The organism is Mesorhizobium sp. B2-6-1 (assembly GCF_006440475.1).
Classification (GTDB): Bacteria; Pseudomonadota; Alphaproteobacteria; order Rhizobiales; family Rhizobiaceae; genus Mesorhizobium.
Window position 1 is genome coordinate 574,739 of sequence record NZ_VFUH01000001.1, and the last position, 17,455, is coordinate 592,193.

At 64.7% G+C, this 17,455-nt stretch carries 17 protein-coding genes and 1 pseudogene; 3 read left to right on the forward strand and 15 right to left on the reverse strand.

Annotated features, from left to right (window positions below):
* Positions 1–3 precede the first annotated feature (3 nt).
* Positions 4–795 (reverse strand): ATP-binding cassette domain-containing protein, encoded by a 792-nt coding sequence (locus FJ443_RS02990; protein WP_224618128.1) that lies wholly within the window; start codon positions 793–795, stop codon positions 4–6.
* A 218-nt stretch (positions 796–1,013) separates the two neighbouring features.
* Between FJ443_RS02990 and FJ443_RS02995 the strand changes: the two genes are divergently transcribed.
* Complete coding sequence (locus FJ443_RS02995; protein ID WP_140625393.1) at positions 1,014–1,700, forward strand: isochorismatase family cysteine hydrolase; 687 nt, start codon at positions 1,014–1,016, stop codon at positions 1,698–1,700.
* 117 nt (positions 1,701–1,817) lie between these two features.
* Here the strand turns inward: FJ443_RS02995 and FJ443_RS03000 are convergent, their stop codons facing one another.
* Positions 1,818–2,765: an LLM class flavin-dependent oxidoreductase gene (locus FJ443_RS03000; RefSeq protein WP_140554811.1), complete on the reverse strand. Its 948-nt coding sequence runs from the start codon at positions 2,763–2,765 to the stop codon at positions 1,818–1,820.
* Between the two features lie 137 nt (positions 2,766–2,902).
* The gene (locus FJ443_RS03005; RefSeq protein WP_140492547.1) at positions 2,903–3,058 is read right to left on the reverse strand and encodes a hypothetical protein; all 156 of its coding nucleotides are present in this window, start codon (positions 3,056–3,058) and stop codon (positions 2,903–2,905) included.
* Between the two features lie 292 nt (positions 3,059–3,350).
* On the opposite strand from FJ443_RS03005, the gene FJ443_RS03010 reads away from it, so the two are divergent.
* Positions 3,351–4,118: an SDR family oxidoreductase gene (locus FJ443_RS03010; RefSeq protein WP_140662704.1), complete on the forward strand. Its 768-nt coding sequence runs from the start codon at positions 3,351–3,353 to the stop codon at positions 4,116–4,118.
* 43 nt (positions 4,119–4,161) lie between these two features.
* Here the strand turns inward: FJ443_RS03010 and FJ443_RS03015 are convergent, their stop codons facing one another.
* The 8 genes and pseudogenes from FJ443_RS03015 to FJ443_RS03050 form a co-directional block, all read right to left on the reverse strand.
* A complete protein-coding gene (locus FJ443_RS03015; protein ID WP_140662706.1) occupies positions 4,162–5,106 on the reverse strand; it encodes an ABC transporter permease in 945 nt (314 codons plus the stop codon).
* Positions 5,103–6,158, reverse strand: coding sequence for an ABC transporter permease (locus tag FJ443_RS03020; protein WP_140662708.1), 1,056 nt, complete (start codon positions 6,156–6,158; stop codon positions 5,103–5,105). Before FJ443_RS03020 ends, FJ443_RS03015 begins: the two co-directional genes overlap by 4 nt.
* Positions 6,158–7,669 (reverse strand): ABC transporter ATP-binding protein, encoded by a 1,512-nt coding sequence (locus FJ443_RS03025; protein ID WP_140662710.1) that lies wholly within the window; start codon positions 7,667–7,669, stop codon positions 6,158–6,160. Before FJ443_RS03025 ends, FJ443_RS03020 begins: the two co-directional genes overlap by 1 nt.
* A gap of 165 nt (positions 7,670–7,834) precedes the next feature.
* A complete protein-coding gene (locus FJ443_RS03030) occupies positions 7,835–8,866 on the reverse strand; it encodes a BMP family protein (protein ID WP_140513977.1) in 1,032 nt (343 codons plus the stop codon).
* Between the two features lie 150 nt (positions 8,867–9,016).
* On the reverse strand, positions 9,017–10,222 hold the full coding sequence (gene pcaF / locus FJ443_RS03035; protein ID WP_140662713.1) for a 3-oxoadipyl-CoA thiolase: 1,206 nt from the start codon (positions 10,220–10,222) through the stop codon (positions 9,017–9,019).
* Between the two features lie 199 nt (positions 10,223–10,421).
* Entirely contained in the window at positions 10,422–11,720 is a 1,299-nt protein-coding gene (locus tag FJ443_RS03040) for an FAD-binding oxidoreductase (RefSeq protein WP_181172203.1), read from the reverse strand.
* A gap of 2 nt (positions 11,721–11,722) precedes the next feature.
* Entirely contained in the window at positions 11,723–13,096 is a 1,374-nt protein-coding gene (locus tag FJ443_RS03045) for a glutamine synthetase family protein (RefSeq protein WP_140514411.1), read from the reverse strand.
* A 54-nt stretch (positions 13,097–13,150) separates the two neighbouring features.
* A pseudogene (locus tag FJ443_RS03050) lies at positions 13,151–13,528 on the reverse strand (nucleotide disphospho-sugar-binding domain-containing protein); the annotation flags it as partial.
* A gap of 222 nt (positions 13,529–13,750) precedes the next feature.
* Between FJ443_RS03050 and FJ443_RS31055 the strand changes: the two are divergent.
* Positions 13,751–13,945 (forward strand): hypothetical protein, encoded by a 195-nt coding sequence (locus FJ443_RS31055; protein ID WP_181167274.1) that lies wholly within the window; start codon positions 13,751–13,753, stop codon positions 13,943–13,945.
* A gap of 29 nt (positions 13,946–13,974) precedes the next feature.
* On the opposite strand, the gene FJ443_RS03060 is transcribed toward FJ443_RS31055, so the two are convergent.
* The 4 genes from FJ443_RS03060 to FJ443_RS03075 all read right to left on the reverse strand — a co-directional run bounded on the left by FJ443_RS03060 (position 13,975) and on the right by FJ443_RS03075 (position 17,445).
* Entirely contained in the window at positions 13,975–14,679 is a 705-nt protein-coding gene (locus FJ443_RS03060; protein ID WP_140513975.1) for a hypothetical protein, read from the reverse strand.
* A 324-nt stretch (positions 14,680–15,003) separates the two neighbouring features.
* The gene (locus FJ443_RS03065; protein ID WP_140492572.1) at positions 15,004–15,765 is read right to left on the reverse strand and encodes a glucose 1-dehydrogenase; all 762 of its coding nucleotides are present in this window, start codon (positions 15,763–15,765) and stop codon (positions 15,004–15,006) included.
* Positions 15,766–15,775: 10 nt separating this feature from the next.
* Positions 15,776–16,588: an ABC transporter permease gene (locus tag FJ443_RS03070; RefSeq protein WP_140513974.1), complete on the reverse strand. Its 813-nt coding sequence runs from the start codon at positions 16,586–16,588 to the stop codon at positions 15,776–15,778.
* On the reverse strand, positions 16,588–17,445 hold the full coding sequence (locus FJ443_RS03075) for an ABC transporter permease (RefSeq protein ID WP_140492578.1): 858 nt from the start codon (positions 17,443–17,445) through the stop codon (positions 16,588–16,590). Before FJ443_RS03075 ends, FJ443_RS03070 begins: the two co-directional genes overlap by 1 nt.
* Positions 17,446–17,455 lie beyond the last annotated feature (10 nt).

A 17,455-nucleotide genomic window follows, 5' to 3' on the forward strand; every position in this document is an offset into this window, starting at 1 on the left:
GCGTCACTGGACGTAGCCGACGGGCTGGCCTGTGACGGGGTGCGCGAACACGCCCATCTCGACCCCGAAAATGCCCTTGAGCACATCGCCTTGCATGATTTCGCCGGGCGTGCCGCGCGTCAGCAGCCTGCCGTCCTTCAGGGCAATCAGCTCGTCGCAATAGCGCGCCGCCATGTTGGGATCGTGCAGCACCACGACGACGCAAAGGTCGCGCTTGCGGCTGAGATCCCTGACCAACCCAAGCACCTCGACCTGATGGGCGATGTCGAGCGCCGAGATAGGCTCATCGAGCAGCATGACGCCGGCATCCTGCGCCACCAGCATGGCGAGCCAGGCGCGCTGGCGCTCGCCGCCCGACAGCTCGTCGACCAGCCGGTCGGCAAAGCCGGCCATGTCGGTCAGGGCCAGCGCTTCCTCGACATGCCGTCTGTCGTCCTGGCCGAAGCGGCCGAGCGCGCCATGCCACGGATAACGTCCGAGCGCCGCCAGCTCGCGCACGGTCAAGCCGGTCGCCGCCGGCGTCGTCTGCGGCAGATAGGCAAGCGCCCGCGCCAGTTCGCGCGCACCCCACTGGGCCAAAGGCCGCCTGGCGAAGGTGATGGCGCCAGAGCTTGCCGGCTGCTGGCGCGCCAAAAGCTTGACCAGCGTCGACTTGCCGGACCCGTTGTGGCCGATCAGCCCGTAGACGCGCGCGCACTGCAATTCGAGCGAAACCGGACCGAGCAGCGTCCGCTCGCCCACGGCAAAGCGCACCGCGTCGATGTGGAAAGCAGTCTGGGTGTCAGTTCCGGTCAAGGTCCGTCTCCAGTACGGCTGCGGGCATGTCATCAATCCGGTTTTCGGCAACCGTGCCCGGTTGACTATGAAACATGACTTTACTAGTCAACAATGAAGTTGGGTTTTTGCATCAACAAACATCGTGACGCCTGATGCCGCTTCGAATTTCAGGCAAGGAAGCGTTTCCGTGAAGCGATGAACCGCTCTAAGGTCTTCGCTGAAACAGGAAACCGCGCATGATCAAGGCGACACCCTTCGACTTTCCCTATGACGGCAGGCTGGTGGCCGAGAACACCGCGCTGGTCGTGATCGACCTGCAGCAGGATTTCCTGTCGACGACGGGTTACTTCGCCAGGAAGGGATATGATCCGTCGCCGTTGAGAGCGATCCTGCCCGCGGTGAGCCGGCTGATCGCCGCTGCCCGCGAGGCGGGCGTCAGCATCGTCCATACAAGGCAGGGCTACCGGGCCGACATGGCCGACATGACGCCTTACGAGAAATGGCGCCGCAGGCGGGCCGGCCTCGACGGCACCGAGATCCTGCTTCGTTCGGGTCCGGGTTTTCAGATCGCTCCGGAGATCGACGTCGCGCCGCAGGACATCATCGTCGACAAGACCTGCAACGGCGCCTTCACCTATACGGATTTCGAGCTCGTGCTGCGCGCGCGAGGCATCACGCATCTTCTGTTTTGCGGATGCACGACGGATGTCTGCGTGCACACGACGCTGCGCGAAGCCTGCGACCGCAACTTCCAGTGCCTGACGATCTCCGACGCCTGCGCCAGCGGCGACGGACGGGCACATGAGGCGGCCCTTCACATGGTGACGGTCGAAGACGGCGTCTTCGGCGTGCTGGCGGATTCTGGTGCAGTCATTGAAGGCCTGTCACGGCTGGGTAGCAAGGCGCTAAAGGATCAGGATTGATAGCGTAGCGCAAAGCAGCAAGGCGCGCAGATCATCGACTCGAACGGACAGCACCTCGTCCGTGGGCGACAAGTGATGGGACCGATCACTCCGAAATAAAAATTTCGTTTTCGCAGTTCAGCCCGTTGCCCGTGTTTCCAGTCCCGTGCGCTGCGCGAAAGCCCCATGCTGGAACTCGCCGCTTTCACGCCGCGCCAGCGAATTGCGCAGCAGCGCGATCGTCTCGCGGCCGACTGTCGCGATCTCGCGCGGCGTGTCGACACCGACGATCATGAATTCATCGATGCCGAGAGCCGCGTAAGCAAGCAGCGACAGGGCGGCCTGGGCCGGCGGACCGGAGACATCGACCGCCTTGTGCCCTGCCGAGGAAATTCCCCGGTGGATGCGGACCGGAAGGGCGAAGCGTAGTCTGGCGGCCCGGCCATGTTCGGCGGCGGCGCCGCGCACACGCTCCATCAACTGCCTGACATCGTCGATCGAACCGGGCGCCAGTTCGAAGACGTCGGCATGCCGGCCGGCCACTTTCAGTGCCGTGCCGGACTGCCCGCCCATGCGGATGACGAGGTCGGCACCATGAGGCCCCTTGCGCGGAACATAGCCGCCCTTGATGCTGTAGAACGCGCCTTCGTGGTCGAAAGGCCGCTCGTTCGACCATAGCCGCTTCAACAGAACCAGATATTCGTCGATGCGCTGCCAGAGGACACCGTGTCCGACCGGACGCGCTTCGGCATCGTCGTCGCTTAACGGCTCGCTGATCATCCTGAGCGCCAGGCGGCCGCCGCTGCGGGCGTCGATCGAGGCAAGCTGCCGCGCCGCCACGGTCGGTTCGACCACGCCGGCCCAATGGGTGAGGACCACTTCCAGCGACGAGCTGCGGTCCAGCACCTGGGCGGCAAGATCCATATTGGTCAGCAGGCCGGCCGGATCGTCGACGACGAGGTTGCGGAAACCGCCATCCTCGATCAGCGCCAGCCTGGTCGCCGTCTCGGCAAAGTCGTAGAAAAAGGAAACTGCGCTATCGGCAGGATAGGTCTTGCCGGGCACATGCGTGAATTCGATCGGCATTGCCATCTCCTCCATCTCTGGAATCACGGATGCGGTCAAATACGAATCAATGGCGCACGCGAAAGCGCACCGGGATCCGGTTCATTCAACTCCGATTGCCTGAAGGCGGTGGGTCGTCAGCCTGGCCGGACCACGGCTCAGGGAATGAGGCCCAGAACAACAGCCCCGGTGAACACGAACGCAAGGGCAAAGACGACATAGGCGAAAGCACCGGCATAGGCCGGGCGGAAGCTCTGGGCATTGGCCAGCCTCTGGCCGCTGCTGCGGGTCTCGGTGTTCTGCATATAGGACATGTCGACCTCCGTCTCGCCGGTTAATCTATAAAAGTTGTAGACTTTGTCGATTGCTATTTTTCGGCCATGCGCAGAATTTTTTTCTAACAGGGCCGTGAGAACTGGCGCTGAGTTGCTGCAGAGCGGCATCGGCGTGATCGACGGACATGGCAGCGTCGGTTTCACTTCCGGCGCTCGACGGCGCTTCACTTGCCGATCCATTCGTGCATTGGCTGCCCCGCGCGGGCAGGATAGCATCGCGGCAGAGCGACAATGCGAGATCGTCCAAAGGACATTTGGGAGGAGCAAGGAAATGGGAGCAAGACTGGCCGGCAAGGTCGCCATCGTTTCGGGCGGTGCGACGGGAATGGGCGGGGCGGCCTCGGAACTGTTCGCGGCGGAAGGGGCAAAGGTGGCGATCATCGACCGCAATGGCGAAGCGGCGGCAGCCACCGCCGCGGCGATCCGGGCGCGCGGCCAAATCGCGGAGCATTTTGTCGCCGACGTTTCCGACGAGGCGCAGGTCGAGGCGGCCATGAAGGGCGCGGCCGAGAAGTTCGGCGCGGTTACCGTCCTGTTCAATCATGCCGGCACCATCGTGATAAAGCCGTTCCTGGAGACCAGCGTGCAGGAATGGGACTGGCTGCATGCCGTCAACGTGCGCTCGATGTTCCTGATGACCCGCGCCGTGCTGCCCGGCATGATCGCGGCCGGCGGCGGCTCGATCGTCTGCACCTCGTCGATCTCGGCGGTGGCGGCGACGCCGAACGAAGTGCTCTATGACACCACCAAGGGCGCCTGTCACATGTTCGCGCGCGCCATCGCCGTGGAATTCCGCGACCGCAACATCCGCTGCAACGCCGTCTGCCCCGGCTTCATCCGCACACCGCATGGGCTGCGCGAGGTCGCCGATCTGGGCAAGCTCGGCGTCGATGTCTCCGACGCGGCGCTGGCTGCGCAGCAGGGGCGGATCGGCGAACCGGAAGAGGTGGCAAAGGCGGCGCTGTACCTCGCCAGCGACGAGTCGAGCTTCGTCAACGGGGCCCATCTCTTCGTCGACAATGGTTTTACCGCGATGTGAGGTGTCCCAAAGGTCCAGGGTCTTCGTCCCAAGCCCTACTCGTCTATCGTTCTTCCCGTCGAAACGGCTTCAGCAGCGCCGACGGCGCCACCGCGTTGCGCGACATCACCGCCATGGCGACGATGGTGAAGATGAAAGGCAGCATCAGGAACGCCTCGTAGGGAATATGCCCGAGACCACTCGCCTGCATGCGCAACTGCAAGGCATCGACAAAGGCGAATAGCAGCGCGGCGCCCGCCGAGCGCCACGGGTCCCAGCGGCCGAACACGATCAGGGCGATCGCCACCCAGCCGCGCCCCGAGACGACGCCGAAGGTGAAGGCGTTGAACTGCGCCATCGACAGAAAGGCGCCGGCCAGCCCCATCAGCGCCCCGCCGAGAATGACCGCCTGGAAGCGGGCGACAATGACGCTGACGCCGGCGGAGTCGGCGGCGCGCGGGTTTTCGCCGACCATGCGCACCGACAGCCCCCATGGCGTGCGGTAGAGCACGAAGGCGGCGATCGGGATGGCCAGGATCGCCATGTAGACCAGCGCGAACTGGTTGAACACCGCCGGCCCAAGCACGGGAATCTCGGAGAGGACCGGGATCGGCAGCGTCTGAAAACCCTTGATGCTCGGCGGCACCGATTGCTGGCCGAAGATCAGCCGGTAGAGGAAATAGGCCAGACCCGACGCAAGCAGCGTCACGCCGATGCCGCAGACATGCTGGCTTAAGCCCAGCGCCACCGTGAACAGCGCATGCAGCGCCCCCATCAGCATGCCGGTCAGCACCGCCGCCAGGACGCCCAGCCATAGGTTACCGCTGAGGCTGGCGGCGGTGAAGCCGGCCATTGCCGACAACAGCATGATGCCTTCGATGCCGAGATTGAGCACGCCGGCGCGCTCGGAGAACATTTCGCCAAGCGTGGCGAAAGCCAAGGGCGTGGCGATGCGGATGATGGCGGCCAAGAAGCCGACCTGGAAGATCTGTTCGAACACCGCGCTCATTGGGCGGCTCCGACGCGGCGGATGCGATAGGCGGTGAACAGCAGCGCCACCAGCATGGCAAGCAGTGCCGTGCCCTGGATGACATCGCTGAGGAAGGCCGGCACGCCGGTCGCGCGCGACATCGCCTCGGCGCCGGTCATCACGGCAGCCAGGAAGATTGCCGCCGGCACCACGCCGAGCGGGTTGAGCCGCGCCAGCATTGCAACGACGATGCCGGAATAACCGTAGCCCGGCGAGATGTCGCTCATCACCTGAAAATGCACGCCGCCAACCTCGCCGACGCCGGCGAGCCCGGCTAGCGCACCGGACAGCAACGCCGTCGAGAGCAGCACCCGCTGGACATTGATGCCGCCATATCTGGCCGCTTCCGGATTTTCGCCGGTGACCCGGATCCGGAAGCCGAGCGTGGTGCGCACGATCAGGAACCAGATCAGCGGTGCCGCGATAAGCGCCGCGATGACGCCGAGATGCAGCCGCGTGCCCTCGATCAGCACCGGAAAATTGGCCGAATCCTCAATCGGAGGCGAGATCGGATAGCCGCTGAAACTATCCTTCCATGGCCCTTCGATCAGCGCCATCAGCGCGTAATAGATGACCGAATTGAGCAGCAGCGAACTGACGACGTCGTCGACCTTGAATTTCACCCGCAGCGTTGCCGGCACGAGCGCGACGGCTGCACCGGCCGCGGCGCCTGCCACTGCCATCAAAAGCATGGCGAGCGGTCCCGGCATCGGGATCGCGCCGACGAAGCAGCTCGCCACCGCGCCGGCAAGCAGTTGCCCTTCGGCGCCGATGTTCCAGAATTTGGCGCGGAAGGCGACAGCCACCGCCAGCCCGGTGAAGATCATGGGCGCGGCGCGCACCAGCGTTTCGGTGATCGCATAGCTGTCGCCGAGCGAAGCCGTGAACATAACGCCGTAGGATTCGAGCACGCCGGCGCCGGCCAGCGCGATCAGGCCGCTGCACAGCACCAGCGCGGCACCGATCGCCAGCAGCGGCAATGCGAGGTTGAACCAGGCTGGCGTCGAGCTGCGGACTTCGAGGCGGAACATCAGCTATGGCCCTCCGCCCCGGTCATCAGCAGCCCCAGCCGCGCGATCGTCGCCTCGGCGCTGGGAAGCGTGCCGGCGATGCGGCCCTCATACATCACCGCGATGCGGTCGCAGAGCACGAGCAACTCTTCCAGATCCTCGCCGATGACGATGATGCCGCAGCCCTTGGCGCGCATGTGGAGGAATTTTTCATGGATGAAGCGGGCGGCTCCGATGTCGAGGCCGCGCGTCGGCTGCGAGACGATAAGCACCTTCGGATCGAAGGCGAGCTCGCGCGCCAAAAGCGCCTTCTGCAGATTGCCGCCGGACAGGGCGCCGGCGCGCGTCATCGGCCCGGGGCATCTGATATCATAGGCCTTGATCTGCGCCTCGGCGAAGGCGCGGATTGCATCCGGCTTGAGCAGGCCCTTGCTGCTGAAAGCGGCGGTGCCGATGCGCGGCAGCACCATGGAATCGGCGAGCGGCAAATTGGTGACCAGTCCCGTCGTCATGCGGTCTTCCGGGATGCGGCCAAGGCCCAGCGCCTGCACCTCGCGCGGCGAGAAGCGAGACACTTTCTGTCCCGCAATCGTCATCCGACCGGCATCGGGGGCGCGTACGCCCGAGATCACCTCCGCCAGTGCCCGCTGGCCATTGCCGGAGACACCGGCAATGCCGAGGATCTCGCCGGCGCGCACGGAAAGCGACACATCGCGCAGCGCCGTGCCCGAATGGCTCGAGGTGGAAATGCCGTCGAGAGTGAGCACCGCTGCCCCCGGTGTCGACGGCCCCTTGGCCGGCGGCACGATCTCGTGGCCGCACATCAGTCGCGCCATTTCCGCCGACGTGGTGTTGGCCGGATCGTCGACGCGGCCGGCGACGCGGCCATGCCGCAGCACCGTGCAGCGATGGGTGAGCGCGCGCACCTCGTTGAGCTTGTGCGAGATGAAGATGATGCCCAGACCCTGCGCCGCCATCGACCGCAAGGCCGAAAACAGACCGTCGACTTCGCTCGGCGCCAGCACCGCGGTCGGCTCGTCGAGAATCAGCAGTTTTGCGCCGCGAAACAGCGCCTTGACGATCTCGAGACGTTGCTGCTCTCCGACAGACAGCGCCGAGACCGGCAGGCTGGGATCGAGTGTCAGCCCGTGCTGGCGGCTGATTTCGGCCAACCGCGCCAGTCCGCCGGACCGGTCGATCCGCCCGGACTTGCCTGGTATGCCGATAAGCAGGTTTTCCAGCACCGTAAGCCGTGGCGCCAGGTGAAAATGCTGGTGCACCATGCCGATGCCCGCGGCCAGTGCATCGGCCGAACTGGTGATCCGCACCTTCCGGCCCTGGATGAGGATCTCGCCGGCGTCGGGCGCATAGGCGCCGAACAGCACGTTCATCAGCGTCGTCTTGCCGGCACCGTTCTCGCCCAGCAAGCCGAGGATCTCGCCGGGCGCCACGCTGAGGTCGACGGCTTCGTTCGCCTTGACGGCGCCGAAACTCTTGGTGATGCCGTGCATTTCGATGAGCGGGGCGGGCAAGGGCGCTCCTGCGGAGATGGCTCTACTTCACCCTCCCCCTTGTGGGGAGGGTCGGTTTGCGATCGCAGCGAAGCGAAGATCGTAAGACGGGGGGTGCGGCGCCGAAGACCCCACCCCGCTCCGCTTCGCGGATCGACCCTCCCCACTAGGGGGAGGGTAAGGAACTCAATCCGAAACCGGTGTGTTCTCGTCCACGTCGACGCGGAAATTGCCTTCAAGGATTTCGGCCTTCTTCTTCTCGACCATGTCCTTGACCTCGGCCGGCAGCGTCTTGTCAAACTTATGGTAGGGCGCCAGGTGAGAACCGCCCTTGGCCATGCGCGAGAAATCGCCATAGTCCTGCGCCGTGAAGACGCCGGCCTTGACCAGTTTTATGGCTTGTTCGACGGTGGGATACATATCCCAGACCGGGCCGGTAATGACGGTGTCGGGGCCAAGGCTCGACTGGTCGGACATATTGGAGATGGCGTAGATCTTTTTCTCCACCGCCGCTTCGATGACACCGAAGCGCTCGGCATAGATGACGTCGACGCCGGCGTCGATCTGAGCCACGGCCGCCTCCTTGGCCTTGGGAGGATCAAAGAAGGAACCGATGAAGGCGACCTTCTTCTTGATGTTCGGATTGACCTCCTTGGCGCCGGCGAAGAAGGCGTTGACCAGCCGGTTCACTTCCGGAATGCCCATCGCCGCGACGGCGCCGACCGTGCCCGACTTCGACATCTTGCCGGCGATCATGCCGGAGAGATAGGCGGGCTCGTGGATCCAATTGTCGAAGACGCCGAAATTGGGCTCCGCCGGCCCGGCGCCGGAGCCGAACAGAAAAGCAGTCTTCGGGAACTGCTTGGCGGTACGGCGCGATTCACGCTCGGCGGCGAAGGCATCGCCCAGCACCAGTTCATAGCCGCCCTGTGCATATTCGCGCATGACGCGGCTGAAGTCGGCGGTCTGCACCTTCTCCGACCATTTATACTCGATGCCGAGTTCCTTCTCGGCCTTCTGCAAAGCGACATGGATCTGATTGTCCCACGGCTCCTCGATGGGCGTGGCGAAGATCGCCGCTACTTTCAGCTTCTTGTCCTTGGCGAAGGCGGCGCCCGGCAGCATCGCCGCGGCCAGGCCAAGCGCGCCCAGCTCAAGCACGTCGCGCCGCGAAAGGCCTTCGCGCGTTGAATGAGATTTGTTCTTCCGGTTTTCCATTGCAGTCCCCTCTGTTCGACAGCCGTGTCGAGCCGGCCGTTCTAAAAATCAGACGAGGAACTATGGAACGGGTCCGGACTTTTGTCCACATGGTCAAATTTGGCAGATCGATCATATCCACTCTCCTGGACTAGCCGGGAGAGCGGTTGTTCAGACCCGTTCGAGCGCGATAGCGATGCCTTGGCCGACGCCGATGCACATGGTCGCCAGCGCATAGCGGCCGCCGCGTTCGCGCAGCTCCAGCGCCGCCGTGCCGGAGATGCGCGCGCCCGACATGCCCAAGGGGTGGCCGAGCGCTATGGCGCCGCCATTCGGGTTGACGTGCGGCGCATCCACCGCGATGCCGAGCTGGCGCAGCACTGCGATGCCTTGCGAGGCGAAGGCTTCGTTGAGCTCGATGACATCGAACTGTTTTGGCGTCAGGCCAAGCCGCGCGCACAGTTTTTGCGTCGCCGGCGCCGGGCCGATGCCCATGATGCGCGGCGCGACGCCGACGGCGGCCCCGCCGAGGATGCGGGCGATCGGCGTCAGGCCGTATTTCCTGGCCGCCGCTTCCGAAGCGACGATCAGCGCCGCCGCCCCGTCATTGACGCCCGAGGCATTGCCGGCGGTCACCGTGCCGCCTTGCCGGAACGGCGTCGGCAGCTTGGCCAAGGCCTCTATCGTGGTGCCAGCGCGGGGGTGCTCGTCCTTCGAGACGACAACCGGATCGCTCTTGCGCTGCGGAATGGTCACCGCGGTTATTTCCTTGGCCAGCCGGCCATTGGACTGCGCGGCGACGGCCTTGTCCTGGCTGCGCACCGCGAAAGCGTCCTGGTCCGCGCGGGAAACCGAAAAATCCTCGGCGACATTTTCGCCCGTCTCCGGCATGGAATCGACGCCATACTGACTCTTCATCAGCGGGTTGACGAAGCGCCAGCCGATCGTGGTGTCGTAGATCTCGGCATTGCGTGAAAACGCCGTCTCGGCCTTGGGCATGACGAAGGGCGCCCGGCTCATCGATTCGACGCCGCCCGCGATCATCAGCTCGGCCTCGCCGGCCTTGATTGCACGGGCGGCGATGGTCAGCGCATCCATGCCCGAGCCGCACAGGCGGTTGACGGTCGAGCCGGGGATTTCCTTCGGCAGGCCGGCCAGCAGCAGCGCCATGCGCGCCACGTTGCGGTTGTCCTCGCCGGCCTGGTTGGCGCAGCCGTAGACAACGTCGTCGACCGCCTGCCAGTCGACGCCGGCATTGCGCTCGATCAGTGCCTTCAGCGGAATGGCGCCGAGGTCGTCGGCGCGTACCGAGGACAGCGAGCCGCCAAAGCGGCCGATCGGCGTGCGGATATAGTCGCAGATATAGGCTTCGGCCATGTCAGTCAGCTCTCCCGTTTCCCTCATGCGCCGCCTTGGTGCGACGCGTGCAGGTCGCGCAATGTCGTAGCTCGGTTCGCTTGGCGCCGGCATTTCGTCAAGCGCCTGCGCGAACTTAACCACCCAGCCACAGCTCTCCTGCCCCTGCTGGCGAATCACGCTTGGATGCAGCGCCACGATCAGCGGGTTGGCCGCGAGCTCAATGCTTCATCCGATCCCTCATCGCATACCACAGCATTCCCAGCACATAGAGCGGCCCGCGCAGCGCCGTGCCTCCGGGGAAGGGCATCGGGGTCAGCGTCGAGAACAGGTCCAGCCGCGAGGCGTCGCCGGTGATGGCTTCGGCGAGCAGCTTGCCCGACAGCGTCGACAGGATGACGCCCTTGCCGGAATAGCCGTGCGCGTAATAGACCTCGCCATAGTGCCCGACATGCGGCAGTCGCGACGTCGTCACCGACACCAGCCCACCCCAGGCATGGTCGATCCGGCAGCCCTTGAGCTGCGGGAAGGTGCCTTCCATGTGCGGCCGCACGAAACCGGCAATATCGGCCGGCGGCGACGGCGTGTAGCGCTCGCCGCCGCCGAACAGCAGGCGACCGTCGGCCGACATGCGGTAATAGTTGACGACGAAGCGCGTGTCGGACACCGCGACATTGGCAGGAATGACGTTGCGGGAGCCCTCCAGCGGCTCGGTGGCGACGATGTAGTTGCCGACCGGCATGATGCGGCTGTTGACGCGCGGCTCCAGCCCATTGAGCAGCGCGTCGCCAGCCAGCACGACATGCTTTGCGCGCACCGATCCTTTTGACGTCGAGACCCGGATCGAAGGCTCGCGCTCAAGCCGCACGGCCACCGAATTCTCGTGGATGACGACGCCGGCCGCGCTTGCAGCGCGGGCAAGCCCGAGCGTGTAATTCAAGGGATGCATGTGGCCGCCGAGCGGCTCGTACATCGCGCCGTGATAGGGCGTGTCGACCTTGGCCCGGGCCTGCGCCGCCGACAGGATCTCGACGTCGCGGAATTTCATCACGCTCTCTAGGCATTTCGCCTCTTCCTCCAAATCCCTGAGATCGGAGCCGTTGACCGCGCCGACCAGATGGCCGGTCAGCCTGAGATCACAGTCGATCGTATGGCGCTCGATAATGTCGAGCACCAGGCTGCGCGCCTCGAAGGCGAGATCGAACAGCGCCTTTGCCCGTTCAGGCCCATAAAGCTTGACCAGGCCCTTGGCGCCCTTGCGCAGGCCGGGGATCATTTGGCCGCCATTGCGGCCCGAAGCGCCCCAGCCAATCTTGCCGCCTTCCAGCAGCACCACCTTCAAGCCGCGTTCGGCGGCGTGAAGAGCGGCCGACAGACCGGTGCAGCCGCCGCCGACGACCACCAGGTCGGCCTCGACATCGCCGATAAGTGCCGGATGGTCCGGCGCCGGATTGGCGGTGGCGACATAGTAGGACTTGCCGATGTCGAGACCGGAATTGAAACCCGTTGAAGATGCCATGATCACACCTTCAAGAGCAGGTGGTCGCGTTCCCAGCTCGTCACCACGCTCTGGAACAGGTCGAGCTCGACGCTTTTCACGCGCAGATAGGTCTGGAAGAAGTCCTCGCCGAGCAGTTTGCGCACCGGTTCACAGGCCTCGAAACGATCCAGCGCCTCCTCCATCGTTTTCGGCAGCGTGCTCTTGATCTTGTAGGCATTTCCGGATGCTTCCGCCGAGCGCGCCAGCTTCTGTTCGACGCCCAGATAGCCGGCCAGAAGCGAGCCGGCGATCGCCAGATACGGATTGCAATCGGCACCCGGCAGCCGGTTCTCCACCCGCCGCGCGGCGCGCCCGCCGGCCGGCACGCGCAGGCCGCAGGAACGGTTGTCATGCGACCATTCGATGTTGGCCGGCGCGCTGTGGTTTGGTCTAACGCGTCGGAACGAATTCACGTTGGGCGCGAACAGCGGCATGATTTCGGGAATGTATTTTTGCAGGCCGCCGATGAAATAACCGAACATCGCGGTATCGGCATCATCGCTGCCGGCAAACAACGTGTTGCCGGCCTCGTCGATGACTGACATGTGCAGATGCATCGAGCTGCCGGCCTGTGCGGCGATCGGCTTGGCCATGAAGGTCGCATACATGCCGTCTTGCTGGGCGGCTTGGCGCGTCAGCCGTTTGAACAGCAGCACCTTGTCGGCCAGCGGCAGCGCGTCGCCATGCAGGAAGTTGATCTCCAACTGCCCCGGTCCCGATTCATGAATCAGCGTATCGAGCGGCAGTCCGGCCGCCTCCGCATAGTCATAGACGCGCCGGACCACCGGTTCATATTCCTCGAGCGCCGCCATGTCATAGGGATGCTGCACGGCCTCGGCGCGGCCATTGCCGCCGGTCGGCGCGGTCAGCGGCTTGTCGGGATCGGGATTGGGCGCGGTCAGGTAGAATTCGAGCTCCGGCGCCACTACCGCCCGCCAGCCGCGCTGCCGGTAGAGATCGAGCACGGCGCGCAGAACATGGCGCGGCGAGGCCATCCATGGCCGGCCGTCCATGTGGAAGGCGTCGGCGAAGACGTAGGCCTTGCCAGCGCCGGCGCCCGGCGCCAGGCAAAGCGTCGAGACATCGGGCACCATGCGCATGTCGGGGTCCGAATACGCAAAACCCTCGTCGATGGAACCGGAATAGCGCCCGTCTATGCTGACCAGGAAGGCGCTGCTCGGCAGATAAAGCGCGCGGTCTTCCAGCGCCGCGAGGAATTTTGCCGTCGGCAGCGCCTTGCCGCGCAGCACGCCGTTCATGTCGGGCACCAGGCATTCGACCTCGTTGATGCCGTGCTGCGCCAACCATGCCTTGGGATCGCTGAAGGGCGCGGTATTCGTGTTCTTCTCAAGCATTTCGTTCAAGTCCGTATCAGAGAGAGTATGGCTTGCGCGGCCACGTTCTGGGTGTCAGCGCCATCTGGCTGCATTTCCCTTGAGGCGGGCGCGCATGGCGTCGTCGGCCAGCAGGCCGGGAATGGCTCTCTCCAATCCTCCTTCGGTCCAGCCGTCCCGGCCAATATGATCGCCGGTGCCGGTCTCTTCGGCGCGAGGTGCATTGTCGTGGCCGTCCCGGCAATAGGGCATGATCAGCGACGCCACACAGAAGCGCAGCGCCTCGCAAAAGCCGGTGTTGCCGCCGTGGTGGATGAACAAATCCAACTTCGCCACCGCCGAGGACTGCGGAAACCAGGCGCCGAGATAGATATTGTCGGGCACCGCTCGGTAAGCGTCGCGCAGGCCGCCGACATTGACGATGAAGCGCGCCGGCAGCTTGTCGGCAAAGACGCCGGAAAGGCCGGCATGGAAGATGAAGGCGGGGCCCCGCACGGCCCGCGCGATACCGACGCAATTCAGCGCCGCGCCGAAGCCTGCTTCGGGGAACAGCGCGATGGTCGGGCTGGCTTTACGCGTCAATTATTTCCTCTTCATTCCGGCCGGCTGATCATGCCGAACGGCGCGGGAGCGCCGCGGCCGGCCGCTTGCGGTCGCAGTTTGCGAGAGCCGCAGATGGACGCGAAGCAGATCGGCAGTAACCTAATACTGCCGGCTTTCGAGCTGGTCGAGTGCTTTCAGACGTTCGCGCAGCGATTGCCGCAGCCGAAAGACATTGGCGGCCACCGGTATAGATGCCGACAGCCGCCGCAGCTTAAGGTGATCGGACAACGCATCGGCCACGAAGCGATTGGCCGCAAACACGTGTGAGGCCGGCTGCCCCGTTGTCGCTGGCGATGCTACGGCGTCGGTTGCATGGCAGCGGCCGTCTCGTCGATCTTGCCGGCAAGGACGCCTTGGGCCCAAGCGGTGACCTCGGCGTCGACGGGCTTGTTGGCCATATCGGTCAACGCCGCGTCGAGTGCGGCCGGGTCGGTGCCGACCGCCGCCGCGTCGACCACTTCCTGCTGGGCGTCGATCTGGTCCTGCAGAGCCGATATCTGTCCAGGCAGGGCCGCCTGCTCCTCGGGGGTCATGGCGGCGATCTGGTCCGGCGTCAGCGACGTCAGCGCGTCCAGCTGTGAATTCAGGACGTCCAGCTGGGTTTGTGCGACCTTGGCTTTTGCCGACTGCGTCACGAAAGCCTGAAGCGCAGCGAATTTCCTGCTCTTGGAATTCATATAGGCGTTGACGTTGCGCTGCAGCGAGTTCAACCGGCCGAGCTTGGCGTGGAGGTTCTTTTCCTTGGGCAGGGACGAAACCTTTGTCTTCGTATCGACCGTGGTCGTTGCGTCCCTTGTCGCCTTGGCTACCTGCCCGCGGGCCGACGAGGACTTACCGTGCGCAGCGCCGCTGTTGCCGTGGGCGCCACCATTGCCATTGCCATTGCCGCCGCTGTGACCACCACCATTGCTATGCCCGTTGCCGCCGGCTCCGGCCAGTGCCGGAGACGCCAGAAGCGCCAGCGCGGCTAGCGCCGCCAACACAGTTTTCCGGTTTGTCATGTTAGTCTCCTGGGGAAACGCCGCCCTGCGCCCGCTGCTATCGTAAGTTCGTATGAGAAGCCGCTAATTATGCGCAGTAAACTTTAGACAAAGACTGTCTCAATAAGAGAGCTGGGCAACCTGTCGGCACAGTAACTGGTTGACATTCAAAGGAAATCTATGTCTTTGAACGGCTGCGGTACTGAAGTCCCATGCCGGTCGGACTATGGTCCGAACTGCCGGTCAGAGTTGATTTCGGCGCTGCCGGCCGGCGACGCGGCTCTGGCCCAGAACGCGCAGGCGACGGCGCTTTTCACCAATCGGCCGAAGGCCCAGACGGCTGATTCAGCCGATGCTTTCGCCACCGTCGATCACCAACGCCTGGCCGGTCATGAAGGATGACCGATCGGACACGAGGAAGAGGATCGCCTCGGCGATCTCCTCGGCGCTGGCCCAGCGGCCCATCGGGATCTTGGTGCGGACATAGGCTTCGATTGCCTCGCGTCCGCCCATCTGGGCGATGAACGGTCCATTGAACGGCGTGTCGACCCAGCCGGGGCAGAGCGCGTTGACGCGCACATTGTGGCGGGCATAGTCGAGCGACATCTGCCTGGTCATCGCCACCACGGCATGTTTCGAGGTCGCATAGGCGATCATCTCGCGGTCGTAGAACACGCCCGAATTGGAGGCCGTGTTCAGGATGACGCCGCCGCCCTGTGCGACCATCGATGGCATGACGATCCTTGCCGCCAGGAACTGCGCCCGCACATTGACCCGCCAGGAAGCGTCCATGCCGCCGGTCTCGACCTCGGTCAGCGTGCCGCCGACCTGGATGCCGGCGTGATTGTGCAGGATGTCGATGCGCCCATGCCGGTCGAGCGTACCGGCAAGGAGCTGCTCGACCGCATTGTCGTCCGAGACGTCGGTGGCGACCGCCTCCGCCCGGCCGCCCGCGGCGCGTATATCTGAAGCCGTCGCCTCGCCGCTGGTCCGATCCCTGTCCGCGATGACGACTACCGCGCCTTCCCTGGCCATGATCATGGCGCCGGCGCGCCCGATGCCGGAACCGGCGCCTGTCACCACGGCGATGCGGTCTTCGAGGATCATGATGCGACCTTTAGTTTGACGGCTTGCGCTGGCGCAGCTGCCATTGGGCAAGCACCACGAGCAGGACGGACGCGACGAGCACGATCGTCGCGATGGCATTGATCTCCGGCGTCACCCCGCGCCGGATCGATGCGAAGACATAGATCGGCAGCGTCGTCTGCGCGCCGGCGACGAAGAAGGCGACGATGAAATCGTCGAAGGAGAAGGTGAAGGCGAGCAGGAAGCCGGCGACCACCGCCGGCAAGATCTGCGGCAGGACGATGGAACGGAACGTCGTCAGCGGCGTGGCGTAGAGATCGCTGGATGCCTCGACCAAGTTGCGATCAAGGCTGCCCAGCCGCGTGCCGACGATCATCGTCACCAGCGCCATCGAAAACAGGCCGTGCGCGGCGATGATCGAACCATAGCCGAGCGACAGGCGCGGCGGCTGATCGTCCGGCCAGATCGAGGCGAGGAACGGATTGACGACGGCGAACAGCTGGACGAGTGCGACCAGTGTCGAAATGCCGATGACGACGCCGGGAACGACGATTGCGGCTCCAAGCAAGGCGTCGAAGACGGCGCGGGTCCGCACCCCGACGCGTGCCAGGCCGAGCGCGGCCGCGGTGCCGAACACCGCCGCCAGCAAGGCGCTGGTGGTGGCGATGAACAGGCTGTTCTTCAGCGCCTCGACCAGGAATGGGTTCGCCAGCGCCTTGCCGTACCATTGCACCGAAAAACCGGTGAACTCGCTGGCATGATGGCCGGCGTTGAAGGAGAACAGCACGACCAGTGCGATCGGCAGATAGAGGAAGGCGAAGACGGCAATGACGAAGGCGCGCATCAGATCAGATCCACCCGGCGGGCGCCCGAGACGCGGGTCGAGATGCGGTTGGCGGCAATCAGCACCACGACCGAGACCAGCACCAGCGTGATCGCGATGGCCGATCCGAACGGCCAGTTGCGCGACTGCAGGAACAGGTCGACCAGCGCATTGCCGATGAAGAACACCTTGCCCCCGCCAAGCAGCGTCGGAATCAGGTACTCGCCAAGCAGCAGGATCATCACCAGCGAGAAGCCGGTCATCACGCCGGGCAGGGACAGTTTCAGGGTCACGCCCAGAAAAGTGGAGAGCGGCGTCGCGCCGAGATCGGCGGAGGCCTCCAGCAGGCGACGGTCGAGCCGCTCGAGGCTGACATAGATCGGCAGGATCATCAGCGGCAGATAGCCGTAGACGATGCCGAGCAGGACGGCGCCCGGCGTGTTGATGAGCCTGACATCCTCGATGCCGACAAAGGCGAGCAGCGCCGGGATGCCGCGTCCGCCCAAAATGTACATCCAGGCATAGGTACGCATCAAAAGGCTGGTCCAGAACGGTATCACGACCAGCGCGAGCAGGATCAACCGCCAGCGCTGCGGCGCCCGCAGGGCGAGGTAATAGGCGACGGGATAGGCGACGAGCAGACAGGCGAGCGCGCCCACCGGAGCCAGCACCATCGTGTTCCAGAACGCGGTCGCCCGCGCCGGAAGATTGGCATATTGCGCCAGCGTGAAGGCCGCCTGATAGCCGCCCTCCGGCGCCCGCTCGCCGACGCTGAAGACGGCGATGGCCATGAACGGCAGCACCAGGAACACGACGAGCCAGGCGGCCGCCGGCCCGAGCAGCATGGCCGTCAGCAGATTTTTGCGAATGCCGCGCATCGAAGGATTG